The sequence below is a fragment of the Sphingomonas sp. genome (assembly GCF_965248875.1).
Classification (GTDB): Bacteria; Pseudomonadota; Alphaproteobacteria; order Sphingomonadales; family Sphingomonadaceae; genus Sphingomonas.
The window spans coordinates 1,211,877-1,230,478 of record NZ_CBDFKR010000011.1; the positions used below are offsets into that span (position 1 = coordinate 1,211,877).

18 protein-coding genes are annotated in these 18,602 nt (G+C 68.3%); 10 read left to right on the plus strand and 8 right to left on the minus strand.

Features of this window, described 5'->3' with window-relative positions; all coding sequences use genetic code 11:
- Positions 1-3 precede the first annotated feature (3 nt).
- The 3 genes from metK to ACP2AD_RS13125 are packed head-to-tail and all read left to right on the plus strand — an operon-like array spanning position 4 to position 2,665.
- The gene (metK, locus tag ACP2AD_RS13115; protein ID WP_425230489.1) at positions 4-1,239 is read left to right on the plus strand and encodes a methionine adenosyltransferase; all 1,236 of its coding nucleotides are present in this window, start codon (positions 4-6) and stop codon (positions 1,237-1,239) included.
- Positions 1,236-2,069: a hypothetical protein gene (locus ACP2AD_RS13120; RefSeq protein ID WP_425230490.1), complete on the plus strand. Its 834-nt coding sequence runs from the start codon at positions 1,236-1,238 to the stop codon at positions 2,067-2,069. The genes metK and ACP2AD_RS13120 overlap by 4 nt, the downstream gene beginning before the upstream one ends.
- Positions 2,066-2,665, plus strand: coding sequence for a TIGR02466 family protein (locus ACP2AD_RS13125; RefSeq protein WP_425230491.1), 600 nt, complete (start codon positions 2,066-2,068; stop codon positions 2,663-2,665). The genes ACP2AD_RS13120 and ACP2AD_RS13125 overlap by 4 nt, the downstream gene beginning before the upstream one ends.
- A 36-nt stretch (positions 2,666-2,701) precedes the next feature.
- On the opposite strand, the gene ACP2AD_RS13130 is transcribed toward ACP2AD_RS13125, so the two are convergent.
- Entirely contained in the window at positions 2,702-3,283 is a 582-nt protein-coding gene (locus ACP2AD_RS13130; protein WP_425230492.1) for a hypothetical protein, read from the minus strand.
- 246 nt (positions 3,284-3,529) lie between these two features.
- Between ACP2AD_RS13130 and ychF the strand changes: the two genes are divergently transcribed.
- The 4 genes from ychF (at position 3,530) to ACP2AD_RS13150 (ending at position 7,215) form a co-directional block, all read left to right on the plus strand.
- Positions 3,530-4,630 carry a redox-regulated ATPase YchF gene (gene ychF / locus ACP2AD_RS13135; protein ID WP_425230493.1) on the plus strand — a complete coding sequence of 367 codons (1,101 nt, stop codon included), beginning with the start codon at positions 3,530-3,532 and terminating at the stop codon, positions 4,628-4,630.
- A 12-nt stretch (positions 4,631-4,642) separates the two neighbouring features.
- Positions 4,643-5,377 (plus strand): hypothetical protein, encoded by a 735-nt coding sequence (locus tag ACP2AD_RS13140; RefSeq protein ID WP_425230494.1) that lies wholly within the window; start codon positions 4,643-4,645, stop codon positions 5,375-5,377.
- Positions 5,378-5,438: 61 nt separating this feature from the next.
- A complete protein-coding gene (locus ACP2AD_RS13145) occupies positions 5,439-6,767 on the plus strand; it encodes an ectonucleotide pyrophosphatase/phosphodiesterase (RefSeq protein WP_425230495.1) in 1,329 nt (442 codons plus the stop codon).
- Between the two features lies 1 nt (position 6,768).
- The gene (locus tag ACP2AD_RS13150) at positions 6,769-7,215 is read left to right on the plus strand and encodes a MaoC family dehydratase (protein ID WP_425230496.1); all 447 of its coding nucleotides are present in this window, start codon (positions 6,769-6,771) and stop codon (positions 7,213-7,215) included.
- On the opposite strand, the gene ACP2AD_RS13155 is transcribed toward ACP2AD_RS13150, so the two are convergent.
- The 4 genes from ACP2AD_RS13155 to petA all read right to left on the minus strand — a co-directional run bounded on the left by ACP2AD_RS13155 (position 7,216) and on the right by petA (position 10,690).
- Positions 7,216-7,710, minus strand: coding sequence for a hypothetical protein (locus ACP2AD_RS13155; RefSeq protein WP_425230497.1), 495 nt, complete (start codon positions 7,708-7,710; stop codon positions 7,216-7,218).
- A gap of 210 nt (positions 7,711-7,920) precedes the next feature.
- Positions 7,921-8,769 carry a cytochrome c1 gene (locus tag ACP2AD_RS13160; protein WP_425230498.1) on the minus strand — a complete coding sequence of 283 codons (849 nt, stop codon included), beginning with the start codon at positions 8,767-8,769 and terminating at the stop codon, positions 7,921-7,923.
- A gap of 39 nt (positions 8,770-8,808) precedes the next feature.
- Positions 8,809-10,092, minus strand: coding sequence for a cytochrome b (locus tag ACP2AD_RS13165; RefSeq protein WP_425230499.1), 1,284 nt, complete (start codon positions 10,090-10,092; stop codon positions 8,809-8,811).
- Between the two features lie 13 nt (positions 10,093-10,105).
- Positions 10,106-10,690: a ubiquinol-cytochrome c reductase iron-sulfur subunit gene (gene petA / locus ACP2AD_RS13170; protein WP_425230500.1), complete on the minus strand. Its 585-nt coding sequence runs from the start codon at positions 10,688-10,690 to the stop codon at positions 10,106-10,108.
- A 219-nt stretch (positions 10,691-10,909) separates the two neighbouring features.
- On the opposite strand from petA, the gene ACP2AD_RS13175 reads away from it, so the two are divergent.
- Complete coding sequence (locus tag ACP2AD_RS13175) at positions 10,910-11,428, plus strand: pyridoxamine 5'-phosphate oxidase family protein (protein ID WP_425230501.1); 519 nt, start codon at positions 10,910-10,912, stop codon at positions 11,426-11,428.
- A gap of 89 nt (positions 11,429-11,517) precedes the next feature.
- On the opposite strand, the gene ACP2AD_RS13180 is transcribed toward ACP2AD_RS13175, so the two are convergent.
- Complete coding sequence (locus tag ACP2AD_RS13180; protein WP_425230502.1) at positions 11,518-12,747, minus strand: polyhydroxyalkanoate depolymerase; 1,230 nt, start codon at positions 12,745-12,747, stop codon at positions 11,518-11,520.
- 107 nt (positions 12,748-12,854) lie between these two features.
- Between ACP2AD_RS13180 and ACP2AD_RS13185 the strand changes: the two genes are divergently transcribed.
- Positions 12,855-14,654, plus strand: coding sequence for an ABC transporter transmembrane domain-containing protein (locus tag ACP2AD_RS13185; RefSeq protein ID WP_425230503.1), 1,800 nt, complete (start codon positions 12,855-12,857; stop codon positions 14,652-14,654).
- A 48-nt stretch (positions 14,655-14,702) separates the two neighbouring features.
- A complete protein-coding gene (locus tag ACP2AD_RS13190) occupies positions 14,703-15,863 on the plus strand; it encodes a saccharopine dehydrogenase family protein (RefSeq protein ID WP_425230504.1) in 1,161 nt (386 codons plus the stop codon).
- 27 nt (positions 15,864-15,890) lie between these two features.
- Here ACP2AD_RS13190 and ACP2AD_RS13195 read toward each other — a convergent pair whose 3' ends face one another.
- Positions 15,891-16,214, minus strand: coding sequence for a hypothetical protein (locus ACP2AD_RS13195; protein ID WP_425230505.1), 324 nt, complete (start codon positions 16,212-16,214; stop codon positions 15,891-15,893).
- A 3-nt stretch (positions 16,215-16,217) separates the two neighbouring features.
- Positions 16,218-18,524 carry a ribonuclease R family protein gene (locus tag ACP2AD_RS13200; protein ID WP_425230506.1) on the minus strand — a complete coding sequence of 769 codons (2,307 nt, stop codon included), beginning with the start codon at positions 18,522-18,524 and terminating at the stop codon, positions 16,218-16,220.
- Positions 18,525-18,602 lie beyond the last annotated feature (78 nt).

Below are 18,602 nucleotides of genomic sequence, written 5' to 3' on the forward strand. Positions count from 1 at the left end.
CTCATGCGCGCTTCGTACCTGTTCACGTCCGAGTCGGTTTCCGAAGGCCATCCGGACAAGGTCGCCGACCAGATCAGCGACGCCGTCGTCGACCTGTTCCTGACGACCGATCCGGAGGCACGCGTCGCGTGCGAGACGATGGTGACGACGCAGCGCATCATCCTGTCGGGCGAGGTCCGCTCCGCCGACCGCAGGATCATCGACGCCGACGGCAACCTGACCGACGAGGGCAAGCGCCGCATCGAGGACGCCGCGCGCGCCACGGTCAAGCGCATCGGCTATGAGCAGGACGGCTTCCACTGGCGGACCGCGACGTTCGAGAACAACCTCCACGCCCAGTCGAGCGAGATCGCGATGGGCGTCGACGCGGCGGGCAACAAGGACGAGGGCGCGGGCGATCAGGGCATCATGTTCGGCTACGCCACCGACGAGACGCCGGACCTGCTGCCGGCGACGCTGTATTACTCGCACCGTATTCTGGAGCGGCTCGCCGCCGACCGCCATTCGGGCGCCGCACCCTTTCTGGAGCCGGACGCCAAGAGCCAGGTGACGCTGCACTACGAGAACGAGAAGCCGGTCCGCGCGACCGCGCTGGTCGTCTCGACCCAGCACAAGCAGGGTTTCGCCGAAAAGGGCGAGCATGCCGACCCGGCCAAGTATCAGGAGCTGCGCGACTATGTCGTCGGCGTGCTCAAGGACGAGCTTCCGCAAGGCTTCGTCACCGACGATACGGTGCTCTACGTCAACCCGACCGGCGCGTTCGAGATAGGCGGCCCCGACGGCGATTGCGGGCTGACCGGGCGCAAGATCATCGTCGACACCTATGGCGGCGCCGCCCCGCACGGCGGCGGCGCGTTCAGCGGCAAGGATCCGACCAAGGTCGACCGCTCCGCGGCCTATGTCGCGCGCTATCTGGCGAAGAACGTCGTCGCCGCGGGGCTCGCCCGGCGCTGCACGATCCAGCTCTCCTATGCGATCGGTGTCGCCGAGCCGCTGTCGCTCTATGTCGACACCCACGGCACCGGGACGGTCGAGGAGGCGAAGATCGAGACCGTGCTGGCCGACATTCTGGGTGCGAAGCTGACCCCGCGCACGATCCGCACACATCTGGGGCTCAACAAGCCGATCTACGCAGCCACCGCCGCTTATGGCCATTTCGGGCGGCAGGCGGACGGCGACCATTTCACCTGGGAGCGAACCGACCTGGTCGACGCGCTCAAGGCGAAGCTGGCGGCGTGAAGGCGCTCGCGCTCGCGCTGCTGCTGGCCAGTCCTGCGCCGGCGCGCGCGAGCGACACCGTCGCGCCGCTCACCGCCGCCGAGCAGAGCGCCGTGGCGGTGGCGAGCGCGCGCGGCGCGATGCTCTATGCCTATGACCAGGCGGCGTGGCACGGCACCGACGACATGATCGCGCGGCTGCCCGACTATGCGAACCGGCTCGCGCATTACATCGTCGACGGGCCCGCGACCGCGCCACGGCTGATCTTCTACGATCGACAGGCGACGCCGCAGGCGCTGTACGTCGCGCAGTTCCGGGACGGGCGGCTGGTCGAGGGCAAGGTGCTGGGGCCGGGCGACGACCGCACGCTGACACCCGAAGACCTACGGCTGATCGGCGCGCTCGCCGCGGCGAAGGCGGCGCTGACCGACGACGGCCATGCGTTCCTCTGCGCGAACAGGCCGTTCAACACCGTTGTCCTGCCGCCGGAGACGCCCGGGGGGCCGATCGCGGTCTATTTCCTGTCGCCGCAGACCAGCAACGACACCCTGCCGTTCGGCGGCCACTATCGGATCGAGGTCGATGCGGCGGGCCATGCCGGTCCGGTGCACGCCTTCACCCGCAGCTGCCTTCCCATCCCGACCCATCCGCCGGCCCGTGACGATGCGCAGCCGGTGGGGATTGTCGTGTCGAACCTCCTCGATCCGACGCCTACCGAAATCCACGTCTTCTCCTCGCTATCGATCCGCCGTCCCGTCTTTGTCGTGACCGAGCAGCCGACGCGGCGTGTCTGGGGAGTGGCGGGCAGCCGCATCCGCGGGCCGTTCGTGGGCGGCCAATCGCCGCGGTGAGGGTCCGGCCGCTCTTCGCGACTCAGGTCTACGAAGGCACCCTCGACGACGACCTATTGCTCGCCGAACTCCAGCGCTCCGTCCGTGTGTTGGCTGCGGACGATCGCGCGGGACAGCGCTGGGCGCGCGAGCATGGCTATCGCGGCTACACCTCTTACGCCACGCTCAACGACCTGCCGGTCCGAGACCCCGCCTTCGCTGCGCTGAAGCGCCATCTCGACCGCCATGTCGCGCGGTTCGCGCAGGCGTGTGCGTTCGACCTGTCTCGCAAGCTCAGGCTCGACAGCCTGTGGGTCAATCTGCTCCGCGGCGGCGGCGCACACACGGCGCACCTTCATCCGCACAGCGTGGTTTCGGGCACGCTCTACCTCGCGCTGCCGCCGGGCAGCCGCGGGCTGAAGCTGGAAGACCCGCGGCTGCCGATGCTGATGGCCGCCCCGCCACGCCGCGCTGACGCGCCCGAGCCGCTGCGCACCTTTGTCGAGCTGACGCCGGTCCCGGGGACGATCCTGCTATGGGAAAGCTGGTTGCGGCATGAAGTGCCTGCGGGCATTGGCAGGGGCGAGCGGATCAGCGTCAGTTTCAACTACGCCTAGGACGCCCGCAGCGACGTTACGGGCCCGGCCGCTGCGCTAGAACCGATAAAGCGCGGTTACCCGCATCAGCTGATTGATCCCCGACCGCCGTTCCCGCGCGTCGAGCGAGGTCAGGCGGCTGCGGTTCAGGCGGCCCAGCCGATCGGTGGACGAAAGTCCCATCCGGCCCATCGTAAAGCCGGCATCCACCCCGAATGCGAGCCCACGATCGACGGTGCGGCCATAGCCGACGAGCATCGATGGCGTGAACTTGCGGCTCATTCGTGGCCCGCCGGGCCGGAACGCAGGCAGCAGTCGTAGCGTCTCGGGCTCGATCGTCCGCCAGCGGCCGGGCCGGCCGAACATGCGCGGTCCCGCGGAGATATGAAACTTGCCGCCCGCGAACGGGAACAGGTCGACCAGTGCGCCGCCATAGCCGCTGCGCAGCATCGATGCCGGATCGTTGATGCGAAAGGTCGCGTTGGCGGGCGTGACCACCGGCTTCAGCCGATAGAAGTTCGACGACGACGGCGCGCCCGGCGCGTGCACGGTCGCGACCATCAGGGTCGTCGTGGTCGCAGGTGCGCCCGCATCGGCCGACGCGGCGCTCGCCGCGCCCGCCGCCACCAATGCCGCCATGATCGCCGCTGTCCGCATCGTCTGCCCCGACCCGCTACCGCCGAGTTGCCCGCGATTCCCCATCGGCAAGCAGCCCTGACGCCAAATTAGTGACACAAAATAACGTCTTCGTCACCAAGTTTGACGCCGCGCTGCGGCAAGCTGTGCCGAAACGGAGCCGATCGGGTTTACGATGCTGCCAACTGGCTTATGCCGTTTCGATTGCGTACAGGCGGCGCTTCCGTCTCACCCAATCACAGGACCGCCATGGGCTTCCGCTGCGGCATCGTCGGCCTGCCGAACGTCGGCAAATCGACTCTTTTCAACGCCTTGACCGAGACCGCGGCGGCGCAGGCCGCGAATTACCCATTTTGCACGATCGAGCCGAATGTCGGCAACGTCGCGGTGCCGGACGCGCGGCTGCAGACATTGTCGACGCTGGCGCAGTCGGCGAAAACGGTCGAAACGCAGCTCGGCTTCGTCGACATCGCCGGTCTCGTCCGCGGCGCGTCGAAGGGTGAAGGATTGGGTAACCAGTTCCTCGCCAATATCCGTGAGGTCGATGCGATCGTCCATGTCCTGCGCTGCTTCGAGGATGGCGATGTCACCCATGTCGAGGGCAAGGTCGATCCGATCGCAGATGCCGAGACGGTCGAGACCGAACTGATGCTCGCCGACCTCGACAGCCTGGAGAAGCGGGTGCCAAACCTCGCCAAGAAGGCGGCGCAGGGCGACAAGGAAGCGAAGATCGCGGCGGCCGTGCTGGGCCGCGCGCTGGACCTGCTGCGCGACGGCAAGCCCGCCCGGCTGACCTGCCCCGGCGATCCGGAGGAAGCGCGCCACCTCGCCCAGGCGCAGCTGCTGACCGCCAAGCCCGTCCTCTATGTCTGCAACGTCGACGAAGGTGACGCGGCCGACGGGAATGCACTGTCGCAGCGCGTCTTCGCCAGGGCGGCGGCGGAGGGTGCGCAGGCCGTCGTCGTGTCCGCCGCGATCGAGGCGGAGATCGCGACCATGCCCGCTGACGAGCGCGGCGAGTTCCTGACCGAACTCGGCCTCACCCAAACCGGCCTCGCGCGGGTCATCCGCGCAGGCTACGCCCTGCTTGATCTGCTCACCTTCTTCACGGTGGGCCCGAAAGAGGCGCGCGCCTGGACGATCCCGGTCGGCGCCAAGGCGCCCCAGGCGGCGGGCGCGATCCATTCTGACTTCGAGCGCGGGTTCATCCGCGCAGAGACGATCGCCTATGCCGATTACGTCGCGCTCGGCGGCGAAGCGGGTGCCCGCGACGCGGGCAAGCTGAGGAGCGAGGGCAAGGACTATGTCGTCCATGACGGCGATGTCCTGTTGTTCCGGTTCAATGTGTAGGCGGTCGTCCCCGTGACCCTGTGGCTCGCGATGGCGGCTTTCGCCAGTCAGGTGGTGCTGACGACGCCACCGGCGGCGAGGTCCGGACTGGCAGCCTACCCGCGTATCGCTCGCCCCGTGACCGAACCGGCCACACGGATCAACGCGGCGGTGGCGCGGCTCGACGCGCGTGGCCGCGCCGCCGCCGCGGACTGCATGGCCGCCGGTGAGGAACGCCGGGGCAGCTGGAACCGAACGGTGACGGCGACGATGCGTGGCCCCGACTTCGTGAGCTTCCTCGTCACCGACGACTATGATTGCGGCGGCGCTCATCCAAATCTCGGTCATGCCGCGATCGTCTACGATCTCGCCACCGGCATGCCGGTGGACTGGACCAGATTATTGCCGCATCGCCTCACCGGCACGATCGGGCTGACCGACGACGGCGATGGCGTGCAGATGGTGACCCTGTCGTCGCCCCGCCTGACGGCGCTATATCGACGCGGCTATCGGCCCGGGTACGACGATCGCGAACTCAATGCGCAATGCCGCGCCGCCATCGCTGGCGACGGCGGCGATGCGGTCGCCATGCTCGCCTGGCTCGACGGCAAGGCGGGAGGACTGGTGCTGCAATACGACTTGCCTCATGTCATGCAGGCATGCTCGGCGCCGGTGACGGTATCTCTAGGGGTGTTGCAGCGCGAGGGTGCGGGTTTGCGGCTTGTGCGGGCGCTGCGGGCTGCCCGCGCGGCGGAGCGGCGGCGTTGACCGCGGCCGTGCCAGCGGAATCTTCTCCACCGCGGGATGTCGAGCGAAGAAGGATGCTGAGATGATCGGTGCCGCCCCGGACACGAACCGCCGTCGACCGTTTCTCGGGGCCGCACTGACGACCACGCTGCTGCTGGGCGCCTGCGCTTACCCGTACACGCCACCTGCCTTGCCCCCGGTGACCGCGTCCGCGCCCTACGTATCGAGCGCCGCCGAGCAGCGGACTCCGGTCACGATCCTCATTTCGATCGACGGGTTCCGTCCCGATTACCTGGAGCGCGGCGTGACCCCGGTCCTGAACGAGCTCGCGCGCGCGGGCACCACGGGTCCGATGGTGCCTTCCTTTCCGTCCAAGACCTTTCCGAATCACTGGACGCTGGTGACCGGACTTACCCCGGATCATCACGGCGTCGTCGCCAACAGGATGGAGGACGCCGCCCGGCCCGGCGAGACCTTCACCATGGCCACCGACGACCCGTTCTGGTGGAACACCGCCGCGCCGATCTGGGTGACCGCCGAACAGGCGGGCATCCGCACCGCGGCGATGTTCTGGCCGGGCAGCAATGTCGCGTGGGGCGGGCGGGTCGTGAAGGGCGAGAATGACGACTTGGCGCAGGGCGGCGTCCGGCCCAGCGACTGGCACCAGTTCGCGCAGGCGCTGACCGGCGCGCAACGGGTCGATGCGGTGATCGATTGGTTCCGCCGCCCCGCCGCGACCCGTCCCCGTTTTGTGACGCTGTATTTCGACTCCGTCGATACGGCGGGGCACGATCATGGCCCGGATGCGGCCGAGGTCACTGCGGCGGCGGCGGATGTTGACGGATGGATCGGCCACCTGCGCACCGAACTGGCGACATTGGGTCAGCCCGCCAATCTGGTGATTGTCGCCGACCACGGCATGGCGGCGACGTCCAGCGCGCGCACCATCGCGCTGGATCGTATCGCCGACCCCGCCGACTATCGCGTGCTGGAGACCGGCCCCTACGCCACCTTCTACCCCGTTGCTGGCCATGAAGCCCGCTTGGCGGCGGCGCTGCTGCGGCCGCACCCGCACATGAGCTGCTGGCGCAAGCAGGCGATCCCCGCTCGCCTGGCCTATGGTGCCAACCCGCGCATTCCGCCGTTCCTCTGTCTGGCGGAGGTCGGCTGGCTGACCACCAAGACGACGCCGACCAAGGCAGAAACCGGGGGCAATCACGGCTACGACAATGGCGCGCCCGAGATGCGCGCGCTCTTCATCGCGAACGGCCCGGCGTTTCGTGCGGGCGTACGGGTCGGCGCTTTCCCCAATACCGATATCGCGCCGCTACTGCGCGATGTTCTGGGCCTGCCCGCAGGCGCAAACCTTGACGGCGACGATGCGCCGTTCCGTTCGGCAATGAGGCGCTGACATGCAGTATTACGAGGACCTGATCGTCGGCGCGACATCCAGCTTCGGCCGCTATGAAGTGACGCGAGAAGAGGTCATCGCCTTCGCTGCGAAATTCGACCCGCAGCCCTTTCACCTGTCGGACGAGGAGGCGGCGCAGACGCATTTCGGACGGCTGTCGGCGTCGGGCTGGCATACCTGCGCGATGACGATGGCGATGCTGGTCGAAAATCTGAAGGCGCATGCGCAGGCGGGGCTCGGCTCGCCGGGGATCGACGAGCTGAAATGGCTGAAGCCGGTCTATCCCGGCGACGTGCTGCGCTGCGAGAGCGAACTGCTCGAGAAGCGCGTCTCGGCGAAACGGCCGGAGATGGGTATCTTCAAGACGCGGCTGACCGTATTTAACCAGGACGACGTGCCGGTGATGCGCTATCTGTCCAACGGCCTGATCCGGACGCGGCCCATCTGATCAGCGGTGGTCACGCTGGTGGCCACCGCGCCGGGGATCGGAATGGTGACGGTCGTCGTGGCCGTGCACCGGCCCTTCCGGCGCGCCCGACCGATAGGCCGGCGGCTGCGCGTCCTGCGGCACGGCGACCGCCGCATGCGTGCGATAGCCCCGGTCGACGTAGCGCGGCGGCGCCCCTCGGTCGGTGCGTTCGTCGTAGCGATAGGCGTTGGTGCCGGCGAACCCGTCCCAATTGGCGCGATCGCTCCGCCCGCGGCCCCCTGTGCGGCGTCCCTCCCAATACCGTCGCTGCCCGTCATCCCAGCGGTGTGCCCGGCGATAACGGTCGTAGACGTACACGCCGGTGCCGGGATAGTAATAGTCGCCGTACCAGCCCCAATAGCTGTGGTAGCCGACGCCATAGCCGACCGCATAGCGATCCGGTCCGTAGCTGTCGGTACAGCCGGCGAGACCCGCGACGACCATGACGGCGGCAACGATGGGTGCGGTCTTCATCGAGTTTCTCCCCGGGCAAGACGGCGAGGCCGGGCCGCCATTCAACGGTGGCGCAGCTTGCGCGTTGCTGAATGAGGACGGGCGCTTTCGGCTCCGGCCTGGCGTCACGGCGTCACGGGAGGAAAGCCCGTGACGCCGGACGGGTGGCAAGCCGCCCCGCCGGCCGCGGCGGCCAGTCCTGCTCCAGCGGCGCTGGAGCAGGTCACCCGCTCAGTGCTTCAGGTCGCGCCAGACATTCTGATACGCGCCCCAGGCCAGGAAGCAGAAGATCAGGATGAAGATCAGCGCCCCGAACCCGGCGGCGTGCCGGGTCTCCAGCCGCGGCTCGGCCGCCCAGGTCAGGAAGGCGGCGACATCCTTCGCCATCTGGTCAACCGTCGGCCGCGTGCCGTCGGCATATTGGACCTGGCCCTCGCTGCGCAGCGGCGGCGGCATGGCGATGTTGAGGTTGGGAAAATACTGATTGTAATAGCGCCCCGTCGGGGTGCGCGCGTCCGGAAAGTCGCGCAGCAGCGCCGCGGGCTGGGGCACATAGCCGTGGCCGACCAGCGAATAGATGTAGTGCGTGCCATCATGGCGCGCCTTGGCCATCAGCGACAGGTCGGGCGGCACTGCACCGCCGTTGGCCGCACGCGCGGCCGTGTCGTTGGCGAAGACCAACGGGAAATGGTCGGACGGCACGTTCTTGCGCGTCGCGTTCTCGCCGGTGTCGGCATTGGTCGACGGCTGCTCGGTCGCCCAGTCGCGCGCCAGCGCCTTTACCTGCGCCTCGTTATAGCCGAGCCCCGCCAGATCACGGAAGGCGACATGCCGCAGCGAGTGGCAGGCCGAACAGACCTCCTTGTAGACCTGGAACCCGCGCTGCAGCTGCTGCTGGTTGTAGGTGCCGAACATCCCATCCGACTGGAAATGCACATCCTCGATCGGGTGATGATAGAAATGATCCTCCGCGGTCGGCGCCGCGGGATCGGTGATGATGCCCGAAACGCTGCCCCACAGCGCGATGCCGAGCACGAACACGAACGCCGCGCCGATCAGGGATGCGAGAAAACGAACCATTAGCGTGTGTGTCCCAGCGGGTGTGTGCTCATGGGATGCTCAGGCCAGCGCCGTCTGTGCCGGGCTGGTGCCGCCATGCTTCTCCAGCACCGCTTCGGTGATCGAGTTGGGCAGCGGCCGCGGCCGTTCGGAGCGGGCGATGATCGGCAGGATGATCAGGAAGTGCGCGAAATAATAGGACGCAGCGACCTGGCTCAGGATCACGTAGGTCGGCGACGCCGGCGATCCGCCGCACCAGCCCAGCACCGCGATGTCCAGCACCAGGATCCAGAACGCAATCCGCGCCTTGGGCCGGAAATTGTTCGACCGGACCGGCGAGGTGTCAAGCCAGGGCAGGAAGAACAGCAGCAGGATCGAACCGAACATCGCCAACACCCCCCACAGCTTCGCGGGCAGGATGAAGTCGGCGGTGAAGGCGCGCAGGATAGCGTAGAACGGCCAGAAATACCATTCGGGCACGATATGGGCGGGCGTCGAGAGCGGGTTGGCCGGGATGTAATTGTCCGGGTGACCCAGATAGTTCGGGTAGAAGAACAGCAGCAGCGCGAAGATCAGCATGAACACGCCGACGCCGACGCCATCCTTGGCGGTGTAATAGGGGTGGAACGGCACCGTGTCCTGCTCGCCCTTGACGTCCAGCCCGGTCGGGTTGTTCGACCCCGGGATGTGCAGCGCCCAGATATGGAGGATGATGACGCCGGCGGTCACGAACGGCAGCAGGTAATGGAGCGAGAAGAAGCGGTTGAGCGCGGCATTGTCCGGCGCATAGCCGCCCAGCAGCCAGACGCGGATGCTCTCGCCGACCAACGGGATTGCCGAGAAGAAGCCGGTGATGACCTGCGCACCCCAGAAGCTCATCTGGCCCCAGGGCAGCACATAGCCCATGAACGCGGTCGCCATCATCAGCAGGAAGATGACGACGCCGAGCAGCCACACCATCTCGCGCGGGGCCTTGTACGAGCCGTAGTACAGCCCGCGGAAGATGTGCGTATAGACGACGATGAAGAACATCGACGCACCGTTGGCGTGGGCGTAGCGCAGGAACCAGCCGGCATTGACGTCGCGCATGATGCCTTCGACGCTGTCGAACGCAACCGAGCCGTTGGCGGCATAATGCATCGCCAGCACGATGCCCGTCACGATCTGAATGGTCAGCGCCGCGCCCGCGAGCACGCCGAAGTTCCAGAAATAGTTGAGGTTGCGCGGCACCGGATAACCCGCGCCGACCGCGTTGTAGACCAGACGCGGCAACGGCAGCTTCTCGTCGAGCCATCGCATCAGCGGCTGTTTCGGTTCGTAATGCTTGGCCCAGGCGAAACTCATGGCAGCGGATACCTCAGCCGACCGTCACGGTCGTGGGGGAAGTGAAAGTATAGGGCGGCACCGTCAGGTTCTTCGGCGCAGGGCCCTTACGGATGCGCGCGGCGGTGTCGTACTGCGAACCGTGGCACGGGCAGAAATAGCCGCCGAATTGGCCCCGGTTCTCACCCTCGGCCGCGCCGAGCGGGATGCAGCCGAGATGGGTGCAGACACCCAGCGTGATCAGCCAGTTCTTGTGCCCGCCGCGCGTCCGCTGCTCCAGCGTCTCGGGATCGCGTAGATCGGAAAGCGCGACATGGTCGGCGGCGGCGATCTCGGCGGGCGTCAGGTTGCGGACGAACAGCGGCTGCTTGCGGAACTGGGTCTTGATTGCCTGGCCCGGGCGGATTTTCGACAGGTCGATCTCGGTCGACGACTGCGCCAGCACGTCCGCCGACGGGCTCATCTGATTGACCAGCGGCAGCACGATCGCGACCGCCCCCGCGCCCGCAAAGGAGACGGCGGCGATGTTGAAGAAATCGCGGCGGCGGGGATCATGCACCTCTTCGGTCAGCAGCGAAGGATCTTCGCCGGGAGGAAGCTGATCGGAAACGGTCGCCATTCACGTGCCCTATGCTGTGACGGGCCTGATACCCGGACGCCCGCCTGAACGGCGGTTAAGCTAGTGCCCATTAAACAGGGGCGCCGCGCTTTGCCAACACCCTTTTGCCCGGTGGTTGCGGGGGGTTAAGCCCGGGGCCGCTAGGCGGCTTCTCACCCGGGCGCAACCAACATTGCCGCATATCGTTCTCCAGCCGAACCGATCACAGGAGAACCGACAATGGCCGATCCCAAGCACGACGCCGGCAACGCCGACCCGCAGAAGCTGAAGGCCGATCTGTGGAAGAAGATGGCCGACAGTCCCTTTCTGATGGTCGGTGCTGCGGACGGCAGCACGCACAGCGAGCCGCTCACGGCGCAACTCGACCCCGATCAGGTCGACACGCTGTTCTTCTTCGTCGGCCGCGACAATCGGGTGGCGGGCAAGGACAAGCTGATGCTGCAGTTCGTGGCCAAGGGGCACGACTATTTCGCATGCCTTGCGGGCAGCGGGCGGATCAACAATGACCCGGTGTTGATCGACAAGCTGTGGAACAAGCAGGTCGAAGCCTGGTTTCCGGAAGGCAAGAGCGACCCGAACCTGGGCCTGTTGCAGGTCGACATTGATTCCGCGGAGCTGTGGGAAACCGACATGAGCCTGTCGGGGCGGGTCAAGATGCTGTTCGGCGGCACCGTCAAGCCGAGCGAATCCGGCAGCCACGCCAAGGTTCTAACGACTGCGGAGAGCACCGCGGCGTAGGCGTAGGCGTGGGCGAAGGGGACTTCCGCCCGGGGGAGTCCCCGCCAGGCTCGCCACGCGAGCGCCTCCCTTGCCTGCAGGGCGCAGCCTTACCCGTGCGCGGCGATCCATTCCTCGACCACCGGCGCGATCCGATCGCGCCATTTTGATCCGTTGAAGATGCCGTAATGGCCCGCGCCCTCGGCCATGTAGTAGCGCTTCTTCGCCTCGGGCAGGCTGGTCGCCAGCGTCAGCGCCGCCCTGGTCTGGCCCAATCCCGAAATGTCGTCGCGCTCGCCCTCGATCGCGAGCAGCGCCACGTCGGTAATCGCGCCGGCGTCCACGCGCCGTCCGCGATGCGTCATCGTGCCGCGCGGCAGGGCGTGGTTCTGGAACACCACGTCGATCGTCTGCAGGTAGAACTCCGCCGTCATGTCGCAGACGGCGCGATATTCGTCGTAAAAGTCCTTGGTCGCGTCCGCGCTTTCGCCGTCGCCGCGGACGAGATGTTTGAACATCTCCCAATGGCTCATCATGTGATTGCCCAGGTTCATCGACATGAACCCGGCGAGTTGCAGAAAGCCTGGATAGACCTGCCGCCCCGCGCCCGGATAGCTCATCGGCACCGTCACGATCGCGTTCTGCTGAAACCAGGCGTGCGGGCGCTGCGTCGCCAGCGTGTTGACCGCGGTCGGCGCTTCGCGGGTATCGACCGGCCCACCCATCATGGTGAGCGTCCGCGGCCGGTTCGGGTGTGCGTCGGCGCTCATCAGCGCGACCGCGGCATAACAGGGCACGCTCGGCTGGCAGACGGCGAGCATGTGCGACCGCTCCGCCCCCGCCGCTGCCATCGCCTCCAGAAACGCGACCAGATAATCCACATAATCGTCGAGATCGAAACGACCGGCCGACAGCGGTACCAGCTTCGCATCCGCCCAGTCGGTGATGTGCACATCCGCGACCGGCAGCATCCGCTCGACCGTGCCGCGCAGCAGCGTCGCATAGTGGCCGGACATTGGCGCCACGATCAGCAGCTTCGGCCCGCCCTCCACGCCCGCGCGCCGGAAGCGCTTCAGCCGCCCGAACGGACGCGACATGACGATCTCCTCCGCCACGGCAACCTCACGGCCATCGATGATTGTCGAGGTCAGCCCGAAGGGCGGCTTGCCGCGCGGCGCCGCCGCATGCGCAAATACCTCCAGCGCGCTCGCGGTCACCGCACCCCCGCCCATATAAGCCCAGGGGTTCGCCGGATTGCTGAGCATCTCCGCGCCCCAGTCCGCCATCGCACCTGCGCCGGCCAGCATGGAGCGCTGGAACTCGTAGACATCGTACAACATCGACCCGGTCTATCCCGCCATGATTGCCGTCCGCTTACGCCTTTTCGCAGGTGCAGCAAATGCCGGTGCATTGAGGGGGGCCGAGCGGCCTGCTAGGCGCGCGATCGATGGCCGACCCCGCCCCGCCTGCTTCGCCCATCTCTGACGGGCGTGAACCCCGCCGCCGGCTAGGGTCGCTCACCATCATCGCGCGCTATGCGCTGCGCTATCCGGTTCAGCTGACGATCGCGCTGTTCGCACTGCTGACGACATCGCTGACAACCAGCGCCTTTCCTTACGCCGTGCGCTCGATGATCGACCGCGGCTTCGGCCGGGCGGGTGACATGGCGCACATCAACCGCGTCTTCTACCAGCTGTTCGGGCTGGTGGTGGTGCTGGCGATCGGCACCGCGCTGCGCTTCTATTTCGTGTCGTGGCTGGGCGAGCGCACCGTCGCCGACATGCGCGAGGCGGTGCAGCGCAACCTGCTGCGCCTCGCCCCGCGCTTTTTCGAGGAGAACCGCCCGGCGGAGATCGCCTCGCGTCTGACCGCCGACACCGCGCAGGTCGAGATCGCGGTCGGCACCACGGTCTCGGTGGCGCTGCGCAACGTGCTGACCGGCATCGCGATGACCGTCACCATGTTCGTCCTCGCGCCCAAGTTCGCCGGCTCGCTGGTGATCGGCATCCCGCTGGTGATGTCGCCGATCATCCTGCTTGGGCGGCGCGTGCGCGGCTTTTCGCGATCGAGCCAGGACCGCATCGCCGATATCGGCGCGATGGCGGTCGAGGTGCTGGGCGCGATGAAGGTGGTCCAGGCGTTCGGACAGGAGGAGCGCGAGACCGGCCGCTTCGTCGACGCGGTGGAGCACGGCTTCGCCACCGCCAAGCGCCGCATCCGGGTCCGCGCGGTGATGACCTCGCTCGTGATCCTGCTGCTGTTCGGCGCGATCACGGCGCTGTTGTGGTCGACCGTCGCCGATGTCGCCGCGGGGCGGTTGTCGGCGGGATCGCTGACCGGCTTCCTGCTGGCGTCCGGCTTTGCGGCGGGGTCATTCGGCGCGCTGACCGAAGTTTATGGCGATTTGATGCGCTCGGCGGGCGCTGCGGAGCGGCTCTCCGAACTGCTCGCCGAACAGCCGGAGATTGCGGCGCCGGCGCATCCCGTACCGCTGCCGGCCCCGGGCGACGGCGCGCTCGCCTTTCAAAACGTGACCTTCCGCTATCCGACGCGCCCCGACGTGGCGGCGCTGCACGGCTTCAGCCTGACCGTCGCGCCCGGCGAGACGGTGGCGGTGGTCGGGCCGTCGGGCGCCGGCAAGTCGACGCTGTTCCAGCTCGCCGAGCGCTTCTACGATCCGCAGGACGGGAGCGTTACAATCGACGGCGTCGACCTGCGCGCCGCCGATCCCGCCGCCGTGCGTGCCCGCATCGCGCTGGTGCCCCAGGAGACGGTGATCTTCGCCGCCTCGGCACGCGACAATATCCGCTACGGGCGTTGGGCGGCGAGCGACGACGAGATCTGGACCGCCGCCGAAGCCGCCAACGCGGCCGAGTTCCTGCGCAAGCTGCCGGAAGGACTGGATACCTTCATGGGCGAGGGCGGCGCGCGGCTGTCGGGCGGCCAACGCCAGCGGCTGACCATCGCGCGCGCGCTGCTGCGTGATGCGCCCATCCTGCTCCTGGACGAGGCGACCAGCGCGCTCGACGCGGAGAGCGAGCGGCTGGTCCAGGCGGCGCTCGACCGGCTGATGGCGAACCGCACGACGCTGGTGATCGCGCATCGGCTGGCTACCGTCCGCGCCGCCGACCGCATCGTCGTGATGGACGCCGGGAGGATCGTCGAGGAAGGCAGCCATGCCCAGCTGATCGGCCGCGGCGGGCTGTACCAGCGGCTGGCGAGCCTGCAGTTCAGCGAGGCAGCCTAGCGGTACGGCGACGCTGCGATACAGTGCGCCGAAGAGGAGAGGATTGAGATGACCCGCGACTTCGACCTGATCGTCTACGGCGCCACCGGCTTCACCGGGCGGCTCGTCGCCGAATACCTCGTCCAGCACTACCCCGACCACAAGCGCTGGGCGATGGCCGGCCGTTCGGCGGCCAAGCTCGCCGAGATCCGCGATCTGATCGGCGCGCCCGCCGGCCTCGCGCTGGTCACCGCCGACGCCGACGACCCGGGCTCGCTCAGGGCGATGGCCGCGCGCACTGAGGTCGTGCTCACCACCGTCGGCCCATACCAGCTGTACGGCACGCCGCTGGTCGCCGCCTGCGCCGCGGCGGGGACGGCGTATGCCGACCTGTGCGGTGAGCCCGCCTGGATGCGCCACATGATCGACGCGCATGGCGAGGAGGCGAAGCGCACCGGCGCGCGGATCGTCTTCTCCTGCGGCTTCGACTCGATCCCGTTCGACCTCGGCGTCCTGGTGCTTGAGGAAGCCGCCAAGGCACACTTCGGCAAGCCCGCACCGCGGGTGAAGGGCCGCGTTCGCAAGATGCAGGGCGGCTTTTCCGGCGGCACCGCGGCCAGCCTCAAGGCGACGCTGGCCGCCGCCGCCCGGGAGCCGAGCCTGCTCAAGCTCCTCGCCAGCCCCTTTGCGCTGACGCCGGGGTTCAGTGGCCCGCACCAGCCGACCGGGCTGATCCCGGAATATGACGGGACGATCGGCGCCTGGGTCGCTCCTTTCGTGATGGCGCCGATCAACACCAAGAATGTCCACCGCACCAACTTCCTGCTCGGCCACCCCTATGGCGAGGACTTCCGCTATGACGAGATGATCGTCGCACCCGGCGTCGGCGAGATGGCCAAGGCGGCGGCGGAGGCGATCGCCAAGATCAACCCGCTGGCGGACCCCAAGGGGCCGAAACCCGGCGAGGGACCGAGCCGCGAAGAGCGCGACAACGGCTTCTACGACCTGTTGTTCGCCGGGCTGATGGAGGACGGCACGCGAATTGACGCGGTGGTCACGGGCGATCGCGATCCCGGCTATGGCTCGACCAGCAAGATGATCGCGGAAACCGCGCTGCTGCTGGCGGAGAGCGAGGGCGAGGGTGGCGTCTGGACGCCGGGCGCGCTGCTCGGCAGGCCGCTCGCCGACCGGCTGCAGGCCAAGGCGGGGCTGACCTTCACGGTCGCCTGACCCCGCCCCGCACAAGCAGGATCGACGCTACCCCAGCGCCGCGATCGCCCCGATCGCGGCGACCGCCCCGGTGGCAAGTGCCACCAGCCCGAGCGCGCGCCGCTTCATTGCCGTCTGGAACGCGGCGAGACGGTCCTCGTCAAGATAGAAGCGCCCCGGCTTTGTCTCTCCGATCGCGCCGAAGTCGCGCATCCGGCGGAACACCCGCCGCCGGATGCGTTGATGCCGTCCGAGCGCATCCGGATCGAACGGCACCGAACGTTCCGGGGCTGTCGCGCCTGCCTCGGTGAAATGGTGCACGATCTCCTGACGCGCGCGCCGCACCATCACCGCCACTGCCGCCCCTGCCATGCCCTATCTCCGTCGTCCCTGATGCCGGATGTTGGCAGGTCTGCCGCGCCGCTTCAACACGCGCGGGCGGCCGTGGGCGGGCGGGTCGCTGTGCCCGCGCGCGCCGGGCAGCTCGAACCGCAGCGCGCCCGATACCGGATTGGCGTCCGCGAGCTTGAGCCGCAGCCGCTGACCCAGGCTGTACTGCGCGCCGCTATGTTCCCCCGTCAGCGTCCGCGCCGCCTCGTCGAAGCGGAAATATTCCCCGCCCGACGACACGCCCAGATCGCGCACCGCCATTAGGCCGTCGCCGCCGACCCCCTCGACCGTCGCGAAGAAGCCGAAGTTGGTCACGCCCGTGATCCGTGCGTCGACCTCCTCGCCGACCCGCTCCGCCAGGAACGCGGCGACGTAGCGGTCGATCGTGTCGCGCTCCGCCTCCATCGCCCGGCGTTCGAGCGCGGAGATGCTCGTGCCCAGCACCTCGAAATCCTCGTTGCCGCCCACCCCGCCGGGGCCGAGGCGGTACGCGCTCACCAACGAACGGTGGACCAGGAGGTCGGCGTAGCGGCGGATCGGCGAGGTGAAATGGCCATAGCTGCCCAGCGCCAGCCCGAAATGGCCGTGGTTGGCGGGCGCGTAATAGGCCTGGGTCTGGGTGCGCAGCACCTGCTCCATCACCTGTGGGCGATGGTCGGCGTCCCCGATCCGGTCGAGCAGGTGGTTGAAAGTCGCGGGCCGGATCACCTGCCCCAGCGCGAACGGCACGCCGAACGTGTCGAGATAGTCCTTGAGCGCGACCAGCTTCTCGCGCGCGGGCGGCTCGTGGACGCGGTACATGACGGGCGCCTTCTTCGCCTCCAGCGCCTTCGCCGCGGCGACGTTGGCGGTGATCATGTAATCCTCGATCAGCCGCATCGAATCGAGCCGCTCGCGGGGCGCGACGGATAGGATGCGCCCCTTTTCGTCGAGCACCACGCGGCGTTCGGGAAGGTCCAGCTCCAGCGGCGCCCGCGCCTCGCGGGCGGACAGGAGAGCGCGCCAGCAGCCCCAGAGGGGTGCGAGGATTGTTCTAAGCCCCTCCCCTTCAGGGGAGGGGTCGGGGTGGGGGCTCCCCTCCGGACCGCTCGCTCGTGGATAGCCCCCACCCCCAACCCCTCCCCTGAAGGGGAGGGGCTTGCCATCGATCGCCGCCTGCGCGTCCTCGTAAGCGATGTTCGCCGCGATCCGCACCACCGCGCGGGTGAAACGCCAGCTCGTCAACGCGCCCTGAGCCGAAACCTGCAGGTGACACACCAGCGCCGCGCGATCCTCGCCCTCCTTTAGCGAACAGACGTCCGCCGACAGCAGCTCGGGCAGCATCGGCACGACGCGGTCGGGAAAATAGACGCTGTTGCCGCGCCGCCGCGCCTCACGATCCAGCTCCGACCCCGGGCGCACATAGAAGCTGACGTCCGCGATCGCGACGATCGCCCGCCAGCCGCCCGCATTGCCCGGATCGTCGTCGGGCGCCGCCCACACCGCGTCGTCATGATCGCGCGCGTCGGCCGGGTCGATCGCGACGATCGGCAGGTGGGTGAGATCCTCGCGACCGTCGCCCAGTGGCAGCCGCGCCACCAGCGCCGCCTCGTCCAGCGTCTCCTGCGAGAACCGGTCAGGAATGCCAAGCTTGTGGATCGCGATCAGCGAGAACGACCGCGGCGCGAAGGGATCGCCCAGCCGCTGGACGACGCGCGCGGTGATCCGCGGCGGCCGCCCGGCCTTTTCCGCCAGCACCAGCTCGCCCGCGGTCGCGCCGCCTGCGTCCGACACGAGCACCTCGCGCCGCTCCTTTTTCTCGACCGCGGTCAGCCACAAGCGTTCACCCTCCGCCCGAAGCACACCCAGCAACTGCTCGGACGCGGGCGCCAGCACCTTCATCGGGTGCGCGATCCAGCCGTTCCCCGCCTCCTCGGTCCGCGCCAGCAGCCGCTCGCCCACCCCCAGCGCGCCGCGCTTGCGCTCGCGCACGCGCAGCCGCGGCGGCGGCGTCTCCGCTTCCCAATGCTCGGGCACCGCCCAGACGATGCCGCCCTCGTCGACATCGGCGACGCGCAGCACCGTCACCTTGGGCAGCCCGCCCATCTGATGAAACGCGCGGCCGGGAGCACTGTCGATCAGCCCCTCGTCCGCCATGTCCTTGAGCAGCGCCTTGAGCGCGATCTTGTCCTGCGCATGCAGGCCGAACGCCCGCGCGATCTCGCGCTTGCCGGCGGGCTGGGCGGCGGCGGCGATGAAGTCGAGGATCTGCTGCCGGGTTGGCAGGCCGGGAAGTTGCTTGGGCTTGGGCACGCGAAGGATGTAGGCCGACCCACCCTCCCCGTCACCCCGATACACGGCGACCCTCCTTGAAGGAGCGTCCCCGCGACG

What these genes read in the sequence shown, in the direction of transcription:
- metK (WP_425230489.1), top strand. Translation starts at nt 4, where the DNA reads ATGCGCGCTTCGTACCTGTTCACGTCCGAGTCGGTTTCCGAAGGCCAT.
- ACP2AD_RS13130 (WP_425230492.1), bottom strand. Translation starts at nt 3,283, where the DNA reads ATGGCGGCATTGGTGGCGGCGGGCGCGGCGAGCGCCGCGTCGGCCGAT.
- ychF (WP_425230493.1), top strand. Translation starts at nt 3,530, where the DNA reads ATGGGCTTCCGCTGCGGCATCGTCGGCCTGCCGAACGTCGGCAAATCG.
- ACP2AD_RS13145 (WP_425230495.1), top strand. Translation starts at nt 5,439, where the DNA reads ATGATCGGTGCCGCCCCGGACACGAACCGCCGTCGACCGTTTCTCGGG.
- ACP2AD_RS13150 (WP_425230496.1), top strand. Translation starts at nt 6,769, where the DNA reads ATGCAGTATTACGAGGACCTGATCGTCGGCGCGACATCCAGCTTCGGC.
- ACP2AD_RS13155 (WP_425230497.1), bottom strand. Translation starts at nt 7,710, where the DNA reads ATGAAGACCGCACCCATCGTTGCCGCCGTCATGGTCGTCGCGGGTCTC.
- ACP2AD_RS13160 (WP_425230498.1), bottom strand. Translation starts at nt 8,769, where the DNA reads ATGGTTCGTTTTCTCGCATCCCTGATCGGCGCGGCGTTCGTGTTCGTG.
- ACP2AD_RS13165 (WP_425230499.1), bottom strand. Translation starts at nt 10,092, where the DNA reads ATGAGTTTCGCCTGGGCCAAGCATTACGAACCGAAACAGCCGCTGATG.
- petA (WP_425230500.1), bottom strand. Translation starts at nt 10,690, where the DNA reads ATGGCGACCGTTTCCGATCAGCTTCCTCCCGGCGAAGATCCTTCGCTG.
- ACP2AD_RS13175 (WP_425230501.1), top strand. Translation starts at nt 10,910, where the DNA reads ATGGCCGATCCCAAGCACGACGCCGGCAACGCCGACCCGCAGAAGCTG.
- ACP2AD_RS13180 (WP_425230502.1), bottom strand. Translation starts at nt 12,747, where the DNA reads ATGTTGTACGATGTCTACGAGTTCCAGCGCTCCATGCTGGCCGGCGCA.
- ACP2AD_RS13185 (WP_425230503.1), top strand. Translation starts at nt 12,855, where the DNA reads ATGGCCGACCCCGCCCCGCCTGCTTCGCCCATCTCTGACGGGCGTGAA.
- ACP2AD_RS13190 (WP_425230504.1), top strand. Translation starts at nt 14,703, where the DNA reads ATGACCCGCGACTTCGACCTGATCGTCTACGGCGCCACCGGCTTCACC.
- ACP2AD_RS13195 (WP_425230505.1), bottom strand. Translation starts at nt 16,214, where the DNA reads ATGGCAGGGGCGGCAGTGGCGGTGATGGTGCGGCGCGCGCGTCAGGAG.